Genomic DNA, 15,980 nt, shown 5'->3' on the forward strand with positions numbered 1-15,980 from the left:
TCACTCCTTATTCATTCGTACAACACAAGGCATAAATCTACCCTGTACTTCCACCAACGTCTCCTGCATATGCATCACCCGGTCAATATCCTTGTATGCCAACGGCATTTCTTCCACACTTCCACCAATCAGGGTCACTCCGGCTTGTGACAACATCTTTTTCAAAGCCGATTGCGTAAAGCTGTCCTTCGCCTTTTGGCGGGACATGGCTCTGCCTGCACCGTGAGAAGCAGAATTCAAAGCGTCTTCCACTCCCTTGCCACAGACGAGGTATCCTGCCGTAGCCATGCTGCCGGGAATCAATCCCGGTTGTCCCTCTTGTGCCGGAGTAGCCCCTTTGCGATGCACGATTGCCATACGTCCCGGAGCAATTTCTTCCTTCCAGGCAAAGTTGTGATGATTGTTGACATTGGCAAGCGGTTTCAATCCCAATGTTTTCGCCAGGTTCAGATGAATCCGTTCGTGACAGGCACGGGCATAGTCACCTGCCAGGTTCATGCTCATCCAATACTCCTGCCCTGCTTCGGAATCCAAGTCCAGCCAAGCAAAATGCTGCGCTTCACGGGGAAGCCTGCATACTTCGCGTGCCAACAGGCTGTAATGTTTGGCAATGGCGGCTCCCAGTCCACGCGAACCGGAATGTGACAATAAAGCCACATAACTTCCTTCGGGAAGATTCAACACATTATGCTCTTGCAGAGCAATTTCTCCAAACTCCACAAAATGGTTTCCACCACCGGAACTTCCAAGCTGACGTACCGCCTTTCCTTGCAAATCCCTCAATAAAGGGGTCAGACGGAATTCTTCCCTGTCCAACACTTCATGCTCCTGCTCAAAGCCTAATCCGCCGTCCATACCGAAATGGGTGAAATCCTTCAAGGCTTCCTTCATCTGATACGAATACCGTTTCAAAAAATCCGCACCGGCATCAAATACCGTCAGGCTCATCCGGCAGCCGATGTCAACCCCTACGGCATACGGAATCACCGCATTGTCCGTAGCAAGCACCCCGCCGATAGGCAATCCGTAGCCGGCATGGGCATCGGGCATCAGTGCTCCGGCTACCGTTACGGGCAGACGCATCGCCAGGTTCATTTGTTGTTTGGCGAGCGTCTCGATGAATTTTCCCCCGTAGGTTTTATACATCAGCGGCTCGTCCGATAAATCATAAGCCCTAAAGTCCTTCGCTATCCTTGTAGGCGAAAGGCGTTCGGCAAGTTTATTCCAAATTTCGTTGTTTTTATAAGATTCGGGTTCCCGGAGTATATTGCTCAATGTCATTTCAATCTGTTCTTTGGTGTCATGCTTGCAATGTTTGCTTACAATGTCCACTACCAGACTACGAGCTACATTATCCCGATATCCCAGTTTACTTAAATCTTTTAATCGTATTCCCATACTTTTTTTACATTCGCATACGACACTCCCTGTCCGCCATACAGGCAGAAAGCAAGGTAATACACGTGATACCAATGCTTTGGATACGGAAATAAAATACCCATCCATCGCATTGAAGTGATTAATTTTAAAAATAAAAAATGTGATTGCAGGACTAATCAACCATTACCGCATAATAGTAGAGTAGCGGCATGTGTAAGAAAACAAAATGTTGCAAAGCCTCATCTTCCCGACGAGACAACTTAGTCCTAATTTGAAAATATTATCGTTCCAGCATAATTAATACCCTTTCCATCAATTTTAAAGGGTGAATACTCATTTTATCGCGACAAAAGTAATGCTTATTTTTATATCTTCCAAAGATTAAAAGACATATTTTAGCATCCGATAATACTTTATGGGAAGTTTAGCCAAGTAATTCGGGGAAATTGCTATTTCCCACCCCCTTTATATCACCTATCTTTGCATCAGATAAAACAAATAAAAAGAGTTATGAAATTAATGAAAGGATTATTGAGCGTTTTCGCAATTGTACTGGCAACTACAGCTTGCGCAGGAAACAGCGGAGAAAATAAAAAGAATAATGAATCAACCAAGGAGGACAGTAAAATGGAAGTAGTAGCATTAAATAAAGCGGATTTTTTAAAGAAGGTATATAATTATGAAGCCAGTCCCAAAGATTGGAAATTTGAAGGCAGCCGTCCTGCCATCGTAGACTTCTACGCTACCTGGTGCGGACCGTGCAAGATGATGCATCCGATTTTGGAAGAACTCAGCAAAGAGTATAGCGGAAAAGTGGATATTTATCAGATTGATGTAGACAAAGAACAAGATTTGGCCGCTGCATTCGGTATCCGCAGCATCCCTACCCTTTTGATGATTCCGATGAAGGAAGAACCTAGAATCATGCAGGGTGCCTTGCCCAAAGACCAGCTAAAGAAAGCTATTGATGAATTTCTGTTGAAACAAGATAACGAAGCAAAGCAATAAACTTCGACTTTTTTCTCGTCATGGTAACTGCCCTCTGTCAGTCTTTTGAAGATTGACAGAGGGTTAGTCCTTTATTACATATTGTACTTTAAACAGGAGTATTCATAACATAAAAACAAACATATTTGTGCACATTCGTGTTTATTACAATAAAGCCCCAATACTCCAATATGTACTAATAAGTAAACATTGAAAAGTATGCAGGAATCTACCAACAAATTCAAAGACGAAGATTTGATACTTCGTGATTATCTGGCAATAGAGAGAACGAGATTAGCCAACGTCAGAACTCTGTTTGCCTATATCCGCACTTCCCTTTATCTCCTCACCGCAGGAATCGGAATACTTCAGATTGACAGTATCTCGCAACTGAACGGACTGGCGTGGGTATGCATCATAGCAGGTATCATTCTGTTTTTCTTCGGATTTGTTCATTACTCGAAGATAAAGAAACAACTGAAATGTTACGTAGAAAAGTCACAGTGTAGTGAAAATGCCGACTGATAGATTCTGCTTAAAGTTATAGATAAAACATTATCTCCGTTGCCGCATCACAAAGCCCTCGAAGAAGTCGTCACGATAGCTGTTTCCGATAGCAATTTCATACGATTTTATGAATATATCATTATTATCAAACGATTCGATGTGGGCGGTATTGACTATATATGACTTGTTCACCCGCAGAAAAGCGGCTTCAGGCAACAGGTCGAATATGGCTTTCAGGCTCATACGGGTGATGATACGCTGGTCGTTCAGTTGGATAATGACATAGTCTTTCAATCCTTCGATGAAGAGAATATCGGAGAAATTGACCTTAAAATACCTGCGCTCCGCCTTTACAAAGAAATATTCGGCGGCGGCAATTGTTTCGATAGCTTCCTTTTCTTCTTTCAATAACAGGGAGTGATAAGCCAGTGCTTTATCCATAGCTTTCTGAAAACGTTCCTGTTCGACAGGCTTTATCAGATAGTCTATGGCATCCACTTCGTAGCTGTCCAGTGCGTACTCCGTGTAGGCGGTGGTGAAGATAACCAATGTCCGCCTGGAAATCGTCCGTGCAAATTCAATTCCCGTAATCCCCGGCATCTGAATATCCAGAAAGACTAAATCGACTCCGTGCTGTTCCATATAGTCGGAAGCGGTAGCGGCACTGTTAAAACTACCTGCCAACTGGAGATTACTCGTCTCTTCTATCAATAACTTCATGGCTTCGCGTGCCAATGGTTCATCATCTACAATTATACAATTCATAATGTTATACTTAAAATTACGGAATAACGGTTTTCATCTTCTTTTAGTTCCAGCCGGTAGCGTTCGGGATACAGCAACCCTAATCTGCGCTGAATATTCGCAAGCCCGATTCCGCCCACCTTGCCTTTGCTTGCGGCAACAGATGGTTTGGAGTTCTCGCAGTGAAACTCCAACCGGTTATCGTCTACTTTGAAAAAGACACGAACAGACGATGGGTGCTCACTATCGAAACTATGTTTTACTGCATTTTCTACAAAAGGGATAAATAATAAGGGTTGAATCCAAATGAAATCTGTCTCGCCTTCCTGACTTAATGTGAACCGAAAATTATCACGGCGTATCTTTTCGAGGTTCAGATAATCGTTCAGAAAACGGATATCCGAAGCCAACGAGACTCTTTCGCGGGAGCTGTCATTGATTTGATAGCGCAGCAAATCTTCAAGTTTGAACAGTACTTTGGAAGCTTCTTCCGGGTTTTTCTTTATCAGGACATTGGCGTTATTCAACATATTGAAAAGGAAATGCGGATTAATCTGATTTTTGAGAAACGTCAGTTCGGATTGCAAGGTGGTGGATTCCAGTTCATCAATACGCAGGTTGTAGCGCAGCCAATGGGTAAACAGTGATATGGCCGCCGAACCTGCCGTGACGAACCCAATGGTAAGTATGCCTGAAAAAGTATTGATGAAAGTCGCAAATCTGCCGGGGTCTTTTCCGGGCAGAATCACTTCAAAAAGCAAGCCCTGGGTAACTGAAATGAAAACTATGACTACCAAATTTGTCAGGACAGCCGTCAAGACATAGCGACCCAAACGGTTTTTCAACAGAAAACAGGGTACCAATATATACAGGTTCATATAGATTACCGTATTAATGGAAGCAAAATATGCCAGAAATCCACCAAAACGCCGCCAAAAAGGAACTGCCTGCAAGGGTTCGTACCAAAAGACATTAATAGTCATCAGAAGAACTATCACTTGCAGTAACAGATGTCTGTATGTCCAGTAATGCGGACTTAACAGAAAAGCTGTAACGCTTTTATCTTCCATGCTTCTATGTTCTGTATTCAGGTTCATGCTTCACCTCCTTTCAGTTCCAACCTAATGCTTTCTGCTGTCAGGAATAGTCCGTAACGATTGCCATATAATAAGTCCAGTCTTTGGCGGATTCTTCCAAGTCCTTTATCTGACGGAATATTCACTTGCGGGCAAAGACAGGTGAATGTTATTGTGTCCCCTTCCGCTTTCAAATGGATTTTGAGAGAAACAGGGGTTGATATCCGCCGTTCATTGATTGATTTTACGATATGTTGTACAAAAGGAATGAAAAGCAAAGGTGGAACCAATGTCCGGTTCACCTCTCCTTCCGAAAGGAATTCATAACTGAACTGTGACTGTGAGCTCTGCTCCAAAGTCAAGTAATTATTCAGGAAAGTAATTTCACTGCCAAGCAATACTTTTGCTCTGCTGCAATCATATAGTTGGTAACGGAGTAACTGACTTAATTTCATCAACATTTTCGATGCTTTTTCTGGTTCGTTCAAAGTCAGTTCTCCTGAGTGATGTAATGTCTTGAAAAGGAGTTCGGGGCTGACTTGTTCTTTCAGTTGTTCGACTTCCGAAAGTACGTGGGCTTTTTCCATCTGCGAGACGCGTTGGTGGTCTATCATCCATTCTTTCAGAAGGACGGTCATGGTTCCTCCTATCATACAGAGCGTGGACAACATGAAAGACGATATATAATCCATCACCATAGGTATGGAGAAATAGGAAGCCCGTTCGTAAAGTTCCGGCCAACAGGAGTAAGATATGTATTCCGTTGCCATTTGTATTGCCAAGGCTATCATCATTGCTACTGAGAGTAAGACCATGTAACTCAGATAATGCCTTTTCAACAGGAATTTCGGAAAGAGCCAGAAAAGATTCAGATAAACGACTCCTATGTAAGTCAGCAGATACAAGAAAGTAAATGCATAAATCCATCCTCCCAGTACCTCCAGATAATCAATGAATATAATAAAAACTTGATTGAAGGAAATAGTAGCCAGTATGACTATGAGCACCCAATAGCGCACCCATCGAAGTTCCGGACTGACGAGGAATCTATATAAAAAGGTAGATTTATTGTCTGTTATTGCAGTTTCAGTTACCATATATTTTATTACGGGGATTTAGTATTCCGGAATATCCTTTTCTAAACGTAGAATAGACCACAGCCGGAAGTGTTTTATCTCCAAGGGACGAAGATAAAACTTTTTTCCGGTCGGGCTCCATACTGTCTGGCTAAAATTCAAGTTTATAACTCACATTTGTCAGTATCGTGGAGCCGTCGCTGACATCAATCTTTCCGGTTTTCATGTTATATTCATGTCCGTAGTGCTCTTTCGCTCCGGTAAAGTTCAGTCCTTTCACGGCAAACTCATGGGATACTTTTTTCTTGTTGATACGGTAGCTGACGGTGTAGTTGCCGATAAGCATGGGCGAATATTGTTTGGAAAAGGCTCTTGTCTCGTCATACTGTACTTCTTTGTCAGGGTGGTTCATCGTTGCTTCCACGTTAATCGGGGAATAGCGGTCGCCGCCCTGTAATGTCAGTTTCAGGTTGACGCTAAGAATATTCTGCTTGTTGCGTCCCAACATCCATTCTTTGCCGACAAGTCCGTTGATGACATAATTACGGTTGAACTTCGTGTTGTACCATTTTCCGTCGCCACCCCGGTAGCGGGAGTCGAACAAGGAGCCGGAAATCATGTAATAAAGTCCTTTATTCAGAAAACGTTCCAATGTGATGTCGATTCCGACATTACGCCCTCTTCCTTTATTGATTAATGCATCTTCTACGTAGAAGTCGGAACGGTTGAGCACGGAATAAGAGCTGTCCGCCATTACGGGGACATCGTGCAGGAACTGGATATACGGCTCTATTTTCAGGTTTATACGGTCGGAAATCTTGTAGCCGAAAGACAACATGACGTGTTGGGATTTCGTGAAGTCGAGGTCTTTGTTGACGGATTTGTCCCCTGTGGTTTTCGTCTTTACAAAATAGACGTCCATTTTTTCCATGCGGCTGTACATTCCGTAGGCTAAGGCAAAAGTAGCTTTCGGGGTGGCCTGCCATTTCAGACCGGCACGGGGTTCGACAGACCATTGATTGTTCAGGGTCAGAAATTGTCCGTAGATGCCGGCGTTGAGAGTCCAGTGGTCGCCCAATCCGACAGAAGAACTGTTGTAGGCGGAAATCAGGCTCGTATGGCCGTCGCCTTGGGAGACAGTTTCCAGTAAATGGGCTTCATAAGGGGCAATGGCGAGGTTCATCTTATAGAACATGGCGTTGTAGGTGAAGCCGGTTTTATTGGTGAACCGGTTGCTGAATTTGTGGTTGAAGGTACTGGTCAGTATCAGGTTGGTATGTTTTGAGTTCAAGTCCATATAGGGAGTGGTTTCCAAAGCATCATTGAACATGGACGCCCCGCCGTCCAGTTGCGAGTAGGTGGCGGCAACGGTTGTTTTCAGTGATGCGTCGCTATTGAAGAAATAGCGGTGGCTGACACCTCCGGCTGCCATATATTGCTTGTCGCGTGACTCGCTGCGGTCACCCAGATACTCCCATTTTTCAGTATTCTTCTCCATGTCGCTCTTGAATTTGTCAATCAGGCTGGTTCCCCAGATAGAGAAAGTTCCGGCTTTCTGCGTCGGGAAGTTTAGTTTGAAGTTCAAGTCCTGATAGTCCATCGTTCCCCCGTCGAGATTGAGCAGTCCGGTGGTGGAATAACGGTAGTTGAAGATATACGACGCTTTATGGTTCTTGCTCAAAGGCCCTTCGGATGCGATGTCAATGCCCATGATTCCTACTTGAATTGTATTTTCGTTCTTTTGGTTGTTTCCGTTACGTAGTTTCATGTCGAACACTCCGGATACGGCATTTCCATATTCCGCGGGAAAAGCTCCGGTGAAGAAATCGGAATTTCCGAGTACTTGCGAGCTAAGGGAAGAGAGGATTCCCCCGCCTAATGTGGCGATGTCCGCAAAGTGGTTGGGATTGGGGATTTCTACGTCTTCCAGTCTCCATTGCAACAAGTGGGGAGCATTGCCGTGAATGGAAATTCCATTCGAGGAAACACTGGGAGCTACTCCGGCAAAAGCGGAAACCAGACGTGCAGGGTCGTCAAATCCTCCTGCATAACGGCTTGCCTCTTCCACGCTCAACATACGCGCTCCGGTGGTAGCCATTTTATTCATAGCTTCTTCTTTGTTTGTCCGGGCGCGGACTACCACTTCGTTCAGTTCGTTCACACTCTCTTTGAGAGGTATCTCCAAGTAGATTTCTTTGGCGGAAGTCACTAGTATTTCCCTAAAAACACCGGTTTCATACCCCATAAAAGCCGCTTCTACCGTGTGCCGCCCGACAGGGACTTGCCGGATGGCGAAGCGTCCGAGACTGTCCGTTGTCGTCCCCATTCCTTCCGTGCCCGCCAACTTCACCGTAGCATACGGTATAGGATATTTCGAATCACCGTCGACAACAATCCCGCGAATCGTCTGAACAGGGCGGCTTTTCCGTTCCGATATCTGCCCGAAAGCAGCTACGGACACCAATAAAGCAATTAATAAGAGTATCCACCCCCCATAACGATACATCTTCCGTGTGAGTTCTTCGCTCAACACTCTTTCCAACGTTTTAAGCACTACCCCACATTCATCTACTGATACTCCCGAACGGGTTGCTATCTTTTCCAATAACATAGTTTTATTCATCTTCATGACTTATTCTGTTTTTTATTTCGACACGAAGATAAGGGACAGGACAGTACACGTTTTTCAAATGAGACGAACGGGACTCGTTTATAGACAAAATACGGGATTGGCAAGACATTTATTATTCTTCTCAATTAAGAGCCGAAACTTTCAATCCAAATGTTCTATATTTAAGATAACAGTAGAAAGCTGTTGCTCTAAAAAGAATGAACTACAGAATAAACTGTATAAATTAGTGCAACAACATGCAAAATTAGAGGCTAATTCTGTATAAAACTGCGTGAAATATGCATCTACTCTTACTTATAAGACATTCGTTGGTTTAAAAGAAACGAAGTGTTCCTCGGTGTCGAATACTTCGTTCCTCACCGGGAAGCCAACCTTTCATCGGTGAGAAAGCTATTGATGAGATTATTCAGCTCATTTTCTTTCTGGTTCATCACGAATATTGGATAAGCCAAGTATGACAGAATAAACTAGAATCCATAACTAATCCTTTCAAATAGCATACAAAAAGCAGTAAAGAACTACTATTTATTCAACAAACACACAAAACAACATAATGAGAGAAAATTGTATTCACAAATGCCGGAGATATTCTGGTATTTCTCGTATGGACATACAATTACAGCCTTTCCGGTTTGCGTAGATATTCCTTTTTTAAGAAAGGTCGTTTTTTCAATAAATAATTGGCGTACCTATATATCTCTTTCAAGTAAACAACAGAAATAAACATTTGCTTGCTTTTCAATAATAGTTTCATAACTTTGTCAATATCATACATGAATAGAAAGTACACGGATATGAATAATATAATAAGAAAAATAAGAGAATACTATCCGGTTTCGGATGATTCATTAAACATATTGAAGTCCAACTTCGAAGAACAAGTTTTTCCTGCCAGAACCATTATTATCCGGGCCGGTTATTTGGACAAGAAAGTTTATTTCATAGAAAAAGGCATTACACGTTCTTATATTCTGTACAATGGCAAAGAAATAACGACATGGTTTTCTGCGGAAGGTGACGCAACTTGTGGTTCTTGGGATTTATATCGCAACAAAGCAGGATTTGAATATGTGGAAACTTTGGAGAAAACATTTACTTATTCTATCTCTATAGAAACACTTAATAACTTATACAAGACCCATATTGACATAGCCAACTGGATGAGAGTTTTGCAACAAGAGAATTTCTTGCAATTACAGGATATACATATTTCCCGCCTGAATCTGCCTGCACAGAAACGCTATGAAAAACTGGTGAAAGATTTCCCGGATATTTGCAATAGAGTGAATCTAGGTTATATAGCTTCCTTTTTAGGTATCACCCAACCTTCGCTTAGCTGCATAAGGGCAAAGCGTTGATTTTTTAACATAGGGCAAAAATCAAAAGATCCATTTCTCGTACCTTTGCAAAATAATACAATTATAATAATCATCATATGAATAAGACTTTGCAACCCCAATGACTGGAATGGGCTAAAGAACTGCAATTCCTTGCCCAAACAGGATTGACCTACTCAAAAGACGTATTTGATATCGAACGTTTTGAACGGATAAGGGAGATATCAGCCGAAATTATAAGTGCACAAAGTGAGTTGTCACTGGAAAAAGTGAAAGATTTGTTTTGTAATGAGACAGGATTCCAAACTCCAAAGTTGGATACAAGAGCAGCCATATTCAAGGAAGATAAAATATTGTTGGTTAAAGAACGTAACGGTACATGGTCATTGCCAGGCGGTTGGGTAGATGTAAACCAGACCGTAAAGTCGAACACCGAAAAAGAGGTCGAAGAAGAAGCCGGACTGAAAGTGGAAGCCACACGGATAATTGCTGTGCAGGACAGGAATATGCACAACGTGCCACCTTATGCCTATAATGTATGCAAGATTTTCGTTCTTTGTGAAATTCTAAGCGGGTATTTCCAACCTAATATTGAAACTACAGAAAGCGATTATTTCAGGTTGGAAGAACTTCCTCTTCTTGCAGAAGAAAAAAACAATGAAGAACAAATAAAAATGTGTTTTTCTGCTTATCATGATAAAAACTGGCAGGTACTGTTTGAATAAAAGATTGAGCCAATGAGATATAAGCATATAATATTTGATATTGACGGCACATTAATAGATACAGAATATGCCGTTATCCACTCTTTGATAAAGACTATTACAAAAATTACAGGAAACGTGCCCCAATATGAAGACCTGAAGTTTGTTTTAGGCATTACAGGCAAAGACGCTTTGAAGAGACTAAAAATAGATGATATAGATAGAGGACTGGAAATATGGGACACTAATATGAAATCATATTACCATACTATCCACCCCTTTCAAGGTATCAAGGAGTGCTTGAACTATCTATTATCTAATAAGTATGTATCAGGCATTGTCACTTCCAAAACATATATGGAATATCATACAGACTTCACCCCCTTAGGCTTGGCTAATTATTTTACCACCGTTGTATGCGCCGATAATACAGTAGAACATAAACCTCAGGCCGCCCCTCTACTGGCATATTTATCCAAAGCCAAGATAAACCCTGTTGACGCTATATATATCGGGGATAGCATTTATGACATCCAATGTGCAACAAGTGCCGGAGTTGATTCAGGATTGGTTCTGTGGAGCGGAGCGTCTCCCGATAGTATAAAAGCCAATTATTATTTTAAGACGCCTGATGATATATGCAGAATGTTATCCGATTTCCATCCTACATAAGTATCATTCTTTAAAGCCCTTTTGTTATCACCGGAAGCCCGAAGAAACCTTTCTGTAATGTCAGTGTCTTTGCCTTTCCTTTCCGCGCCTTATTATAAGTGGAAAGTGATACATGCAATGTTTCCACATTTCCATTCGCAAAAGCGACTTCCAAATAATATTCCTTACGCACACCGTCCGGCACATAACGCCGCTTACCTACCCGACGTGTTTTCTTATGTGTCTCCTGATACTTCTTCTGCACCATAACCTCTTCTTCTTGTGTGGAAGCAGGGTCAGCCAACCAGTAGTTGCCTGCAAGAAACAATGCACAACTGATAGTTCCCACACATACCAAATGAGACAGAAGATTTAATGTTTTGTTATCACCTGCCGTCAGCCATGACCACTTTTTATAAAAAGGAAATGTAACAGCAGCCATCATTAACGCTACTCCGACAGGTATCCACCACTCTGTCAGTGTATCTTCATAGATTACATAGCCGATGCCCCACGAAACAAAAAGAATAAAGAGCATCAGAACACGGAGTATCTTGATAAGTATATTTTTCATAATATTGCAAATATATATCCAGTTCGCAAATATACGAAGAATAAGTTTAGGAATGTAGCAAATATAACACAAGAAAAGGCAACAAACTCATGATATAGATGAGCTAGTTACCTTTTGTCTTATATCAAAGGATATTATATTACTTATTTCATGCTATCATAAAGCGCTTTCGCTTCTGCTGCCGTGAATGCACGGTTATATACTAAATAATCATCTATATACCCATCCATAAAATTCTCATAAGAACGAGAACCCTCTGCCCCTCTATACATCGCACCTATAAAATAAGGCGTACGGTCAACAGGCTTCAAACCTTTATTGAGTGCTTCCGCTTCTTTTACTCCGTCAATATACAAATAGGTACTTCCATTGGTATGTACACATACGTAATGATGCCATTCGCCATCCGTCATTGACTTTGTTTTAAAGTCAGTCCAGTTTCCGGAAAGCCCTGTGTACTCAATGACGTATCTTATAAACGGACTGGATTTTTGGAACCTGAACCAGGTCTGCTTATTTTTTCCATCCGCACTGGCATTAGGACCGGCTCCATGTTGGAATACCCCCACATTAGTAGCTGTCTTATTCGAAGTTTTCACCCAGAAAGAAGTAGTCACCGGAGTTGCCTGGAAATCCAACACATCATTATCCGGCAACGACAAGAATGCATAATTCTGATTATCCTTACTTCTGAACTCGGCACAAGTAAACCCTTCCTTACGGGCGGGAGCATTAAAGTTAACATCCATATTATCTCCCAATTTCAGAATTTCCGGATGAATAGCATGGGGACCCATATCCTTACTGTCACCCTCGAACGGATAGAAAAGAACAATATCTTTACCCGACAATACGGTGATATATCCTTCCTGTTCGGCTGTGGAAGTATTCAATTCATTAGAAGCGACTAAAGTGACTTTATACCTACCGGCTGTTGAATAAGTAACGGTCGGGTTCTGTTCATTGGAAGTAGAGGGCGTTCCACCTTCAAATGTCCAGTTCCAGCGAGTAGGACGTCCCAAACTGGCATCTTTAAATGATACGTTTCCACCTTCTATAACCATACGCCGGTCTGCCGTGATATCTGCCGCTACTGAGTTTTTATCAATAATATTCAGATAATTCTCTTTAGTGAGAGTAGCCGTTGTTTTAGGATTGGTAACGGTCAACTTCACAGAGTAAACTCCCGGCTCGAATACCAAACTTGGATTCTGTTCCGTCGACGTAACGGTACGACCTTCTGCAGGAATAAACTCCCAGGACCAAGCAGACGGGAAACCTATGGACAAATCGGTGAAACTAATAGTCTCATCACTCAATGCCTGAGTTTTATTAGCTTTAAAGGCCACACTGATTTCATCAGGATATACGACTGTGATATATTGCAACATCTCAGTCTCCGCATTTTCCGTTCCCCGGCCTACTCTTAATTTCACGGTATAAGTTCCCGGATAATTATACACGATTTCCGGGCTGAACAGATTAGACACACTAGGTTCCCCACCTTCAAAAGCCCAATCCCAACGTACAGGTTCTCCGACAGACTTATCCATAAAACAGACCTTTTCCCCCGCGGATATGGTTTGTCTATCTGATATAAAGTCCGCATTCAACAGTACTTGTTCCTCGTCTTTGCAGGCATAAAAGAGCCCGACACACACGAGCAAGAAATATAATCTCTTTTTCATATCAATCTATTTTTTAATTCTACGCATTGTTTTATTGTAGCTGTGACAACTCAATATTCTGAAAAGCAATGCCGCCAATATTCTTGAATCCATATTCATATAATACTCCAATCGTACCGTCAGGATAACGGGCAATATCCGAGTAACCACCATAATCACTACCCGTATAGGAATATTGCTTCTTCCAGGTTACTCCGTCATCCTCGCTCATCTTTAATGTGTTATTATTACGATTGGTCTGACTATCAGGATTCGAGAACAGAATAATGCCTTTACCATCATCCCCCAAACCGTAAAAGAGTATGGAACCCTGACATATGGGTTCTTTCAATGTAGTGTACTTACACGGACTCCATGTCAGTCCGCCGTCTGTACTGGTGGAAACCATTCTGTATTTTTCTGTATTGGACTGCTTACGCATGTTCAGCATTAAATCACCGTTGCTTAATTCGGTCACAGTGCTTTCATTCGTATAATCCACGTCCATGATACCACCCAAATGCCAGGTTTCTCCCTTATCATCCGAATATATCACATGAGAACGTCCCGCACCGGAAGTAGTGGTATTATGATTACACGGCACTACAATTCTTCCCTTATGTGGTTCAAACTGTTTCACTATTCCATGGCAAGGCCCAGTAGCATACCATCTATATTTGTCAGGAGTTACGGAAGCTGTTATATCCTTTTCTTTCGCCCATGTCAATCCCTCATCATCCGAATAAGTCATAAATATGGAATTAGTCCCCGTTGCGCCCGGATTCCAGCAAGATAATAAAATGACACGATTGATATCCGGAAGATAGACAGGCACTTGATTACGACAACGGTTTTCACCATCATCCTTAACAGTAATCAAAGGTCCCCAAGTTTTTCCTTTATCCGTGGAACGCTTTAATACGATGTCAATGTCTCCTTCATCTTCAGGCCCATTGCGACGTCCCTCGGCAAATGCCAATATTGTACCACTGTTAGTAATCACCATCGTAGGGATTCTGAAATAGGCATATCCTTCCCTATTGATAGAATATGGCTTGCTTGTGGGAACCGGTAAAGAAGATATGCTTGGCTCCACATCATTGCATGCTGTCGTTACAAACAACAGGCACGCCCATGCAAATATTAAGTTTAAATTCTTCATTGCTTCTACTTTTTAATAACCGTCAGTTTGTTCCAAATTAGGATTCAAATCAATCATCTTCCTCAAAATCGGGAAATACAATGGAGTGGATTTACCAATCAGATTAGGAATATAACTATAAATATCAATGGTACCCGCATGGTGCGCCCGCATCAGGTCAGGCCAGCGCTTCAACTCGAAACACAATTCCCTGCCCCGTTCATCCAATATCTCTTTCTGTACTACTTTCTGGTCCGTACTTCCGGTATAAACTCCGATTCCGGCACGATTACGGGTAGAGAACATGGCATCAATAGCTTTTTGTACATTATCACCACCGAGGTAACATAACAATTCCGCTTTTAGTAATTTGACTTCGCCCAAACGATAGACTATGATATCATTATCATAATAACGGTCGTCGGTATAGGCTGTCCCCCGGAATTTGTTCTGTGAAGTAAAGACTACTGCCCCTTTTGAATTTACAGCATTGATGTACGCTGACGAAGCCCGGTTATCCTTGTCACTGAAAAGTGAAATCAGACGGGGAGACGGAGCATATACGTGACGTGCGATTGTGGAATTGGTGTACGGAATGTCTTCTTTGTTCACAATATCGTTAGTCAGCAGTCCGGCCGCGGCAGACATGGACAACGTAGACATATACATATTGTTATATTCATCCTTCTTCAAATAAATAGAGAAAATGATTTCACTGTTCTTCTTGTTTGCCACATCAAAGATGTCCGCATATTTATCCATCATACTCACACCGCACTTTTCCACTTCTTCCAATGCAGAAATTGCATCTGTCAAATCATTCTTGTCATTACTCTTCTGAACCGTATATTTCCATGCCAACGCTTCTGCTTTCAGACACAAAGCAGCAGGTCTTGAAATCCGGTTCTTATCCGGAATATTCGTTTCCGGGAAAAGGTCGACGGCAGTCTGAACATCTGAAAGAATCTGTTTCATCACTTCGGAAGCCGCACTACGCGCGGGACGTGACTCCTTATCATAGGACTCCGTCGGATTTAAGACAATAGGCACATCTCCCCACATCTGAGTTAAAGTAAGATAGGCTTTTGCCCTGAAAGTATATGCCTGTGCCAGAATACGTTTCTTCTCATTTTCCAGTGCAAAGTCAATCCCGGGAGCATATTTGATTATCATATTGCAATGATGAATGTTCTCATAGAAAGTACGCCAGTCCAATCCATATTCTTCATTCAGTTCATGCTGATGTGAACGTGAAACACCGCCAATCACTCCCGATACCATAGCATCTCCACGGTCTTCTCCATACAGGGTGGTACTGGTCATTCCTCTGTAATCCGAATAAAGACCATTCAGATAACCTTTCACATCAGATTCCGATTTCCAATAATTTGCCATAGTTATTTCAGAAATAGGGTCTATCTCCAAAATAGATTCACAACTACCTAAGGTGCAGGCAGTCATTATACTAAATATTATTAATTTAGCTCTCATCACCGTTTGCTTT

14 protein-coding genes are annotated in these 15,980 nt (G+C 42.1%); 5 read left to right on the forward strand and 9 right to left on the reverse strand.

Annotation, left to right across the window (positions count from 1 at the left end; translation table 11 throughout):
- Positions 1 to 1,398: an RtcB family protein gene (locus tag BQ7997_RS02135; protein ID WP_073343061.1), complete on the reverse strand. Its 1,398-nt coding sequence runs from the start codon at positions 1,396 to 1,398 to the stop codon at positions 1 to 3.
- Between the two features lie 492 nt (positions 1,399 to 1,890).
- Here BQ7997_RS02135 and trxA point away from each other — a divergent pair, with 492 nt between their 5' ends.
- Positions 1,891 to 2,388 (forward strand): thioredoxin, encoded by a 498-nt coding sequence (gene trxA / locus BQ7997_RS02140; RefSeq protein ID WP_022138922.1) that lies wholly within the window; start codon positions 1,891 to 1,893, stop codon positions 2,386 to 2,388.
- 198 nt (positions 2,389 to 2,586) lie between these two features.
- Complete coding sequence (locus BQ7997_RS02145) at positions 2,587 to 2,892, forward strand: YidH family protein (protein ID WP_022138923.1); 306 nt, start codon at positions 2,587 to 2,589, stop codon at positions 2,890 to 2,892.
- A 30-nt stretch (positions 2,893 to 2,922) separates the two neighbouring features.
- Here BQ7997_RS02145 and BQ7997_RS02150 read toward each other — a convergent pair whose 3' ends face one another.
- The 4 genes from BQ7997_RS02150 to BQ7997_RS02165 all read right to left on the reverse strand — a co-directional run bounded on the left by BQ7997_RS02150 (position 2,923) and on the right by BQ7997_RS02165 (position 8,399).
- Positions 2,923 to 3,639, reverse strand: a complete 717-nt coding sequence (locus BQ7997_RS02150) for a LytR/AlgR family response regulator transcription factor (protein WP_073343064.1) — start codon at positions 3,637 to 3,639, stop codon at positions 2,923 to 2,925.
- Positions 3,636 to 4,715, reverse strand: coding sequence for a sensor histidine kinase (locus BQ7997_RS02155; RefSeq protein ID WP_083589140.1), 1,080 nt, complete (start codon positions 4,713 to 4,715; stop codon positions 3,636 to 3,638). The genes BQ7997_RS02150 and BQ7997_RS02155 overlap by 4 nt, the downstream gene beginning before the upstream one ends.
- On the reverse strand, positions 4,712 to 5,791 hold the full coding sequence (locus tag BQ7997_RS02160) for a sensor histidine kinase (RefSeq protein ID WP_073343066.1): 1,080 nt from the start codon (positions 5,789 to 5,791) through the stop codon (positions 4,712 to 4,714). Before BQ7997_RS02160 ends, BQ7997_RS02155 begins: the two co-directional genes overlap by 4 nt.
- Positions 5,792 to 5,921: 130 nt before the next feature.
- On the reverse strand, positions 5,922 to 8,399 hold the full coding sequence (locus BQ7997_RS02165; protein ID WP_083589141.1) for a TonB-dependent receptor: 2,478 nt from the start codon (positions 8,397 to 8,399) through the stop codon (positions 5,922 to 5,924).
- Between the two features lie 797 nt (positions 8,400 to 9,196).
- On the opposite strand from BQ7997_RS02165, the gene BQ7997_RS02170 reads away from it, so the two are divergent.
- The 3 genes from BQ7997_RS02170 to BQ7997_RS02180 all read left to right on the forward strand — a co-directional run bounded on the left by BQ7997_RS02170 (position 9,197) and on the right by BQ7997_RS02180 (position 11,115).
- Entirely contained in the window at positions 9,197 to 9,760 is a 564-nt protein-coding gene (locus BQ7997_RS02170) for a Crp/Fnr family transcriptional regulator (protein WP_073343069.1), read from the forward strand.
- A 104-nt stretch (positions 9,761 to 9,864) separates the two neighbouring features.
- Entirely contained in the window at positions 9,865 to 10,464 is a 600-nt protein-coding gene (locus BQ7997_RS02175) for an NUDIX hydrolase N-terminal domain-containing protein (protein ID WP_235817253.1), read from the forward strand.
- A gap of 12 nt (positions 10,465 to 10,476) precedes the next feature.
- The gene (locus tag BQ7997_RS02180; protein ID WP_073343071.1) at positions 10,477 to 11,115 is read left to right on the forward strand and encodes an HAD family hydrolase; all 639 of its coding nucleotides are present in this window, start codon (positions 10,477 to 10,479) and stop codon (positions 11,113 to 11,115) included.
- Positions 11,116 to 11,125: 10 nt separating this feature from the next.
- Here BQ7997_RS02180 and BQ7997_RS02185 read toward each other — a convergent pair whose 3' ends face one another.
- From BQ7997_RS02185 to BQ7997_RS02200, 4 genes are all read right to left on the reverse strand, one after another.
- A complete protein-coding gene (locus BQ7997_RS02185) occupies positions 11,126 to 11,668 on the reverse strand; it encodes a hypothetical protein (RefSeq protein WP_073343074.1) in 543 nt (180 codons plus the stop codon).
- 143 nt (positions 11,669 to 11,811) lie between these two features.
- On the reverse strand, positions 11,812 to 13,356 hold the full coding sequence (locus BQ7997_RS02190; protein WP_073343076.1) for a PKD domain-containing protein: 1,545 nt from the start codon (positions 13,354 to 13,356) through the stop codon (positions 11,812 to 11,814).
- Positions 13,357 to 13,387: 31 nt separating this feature from the next.
- Positions 13,388 to 14,497 (reverse strand): sialidase family protein, encoded by a 1,110-nt coding sequence (locus BQ7997_RS02195; protein WP_052662204.1) that lies wholly within the window; start codon positions 14,495 to 14,497, stop codon positions 13,388 to 13,390.
- Positions 14,498 to 14,509: 12 nt separating this feature from the next.
- Positions 14,510 to 15,967: a RagB/SusD family nutrient uptake outer membrane protein gene (locus BQ7997_RS02200; protein WP_073343079.1), complete on the reverse strand. Its 1,458-nt coding sequence runs from the start codon at positions 15,965 to 15,967 to the stop codon at positions 14,510 to 14,512.
- Positions 15,968 to 15,980 lie beyond the last annotated feature (13 nt).

Origin of the sequence: Bacteroides congonensis, from assembly GCF_900130125.1 — a bacterium.
GTDB lineage: Bacteria > Bacteroidota > Bacteroidia > Bacteroidales > Bacteroidaceae > Bacteroides > Bacteroides congonensis.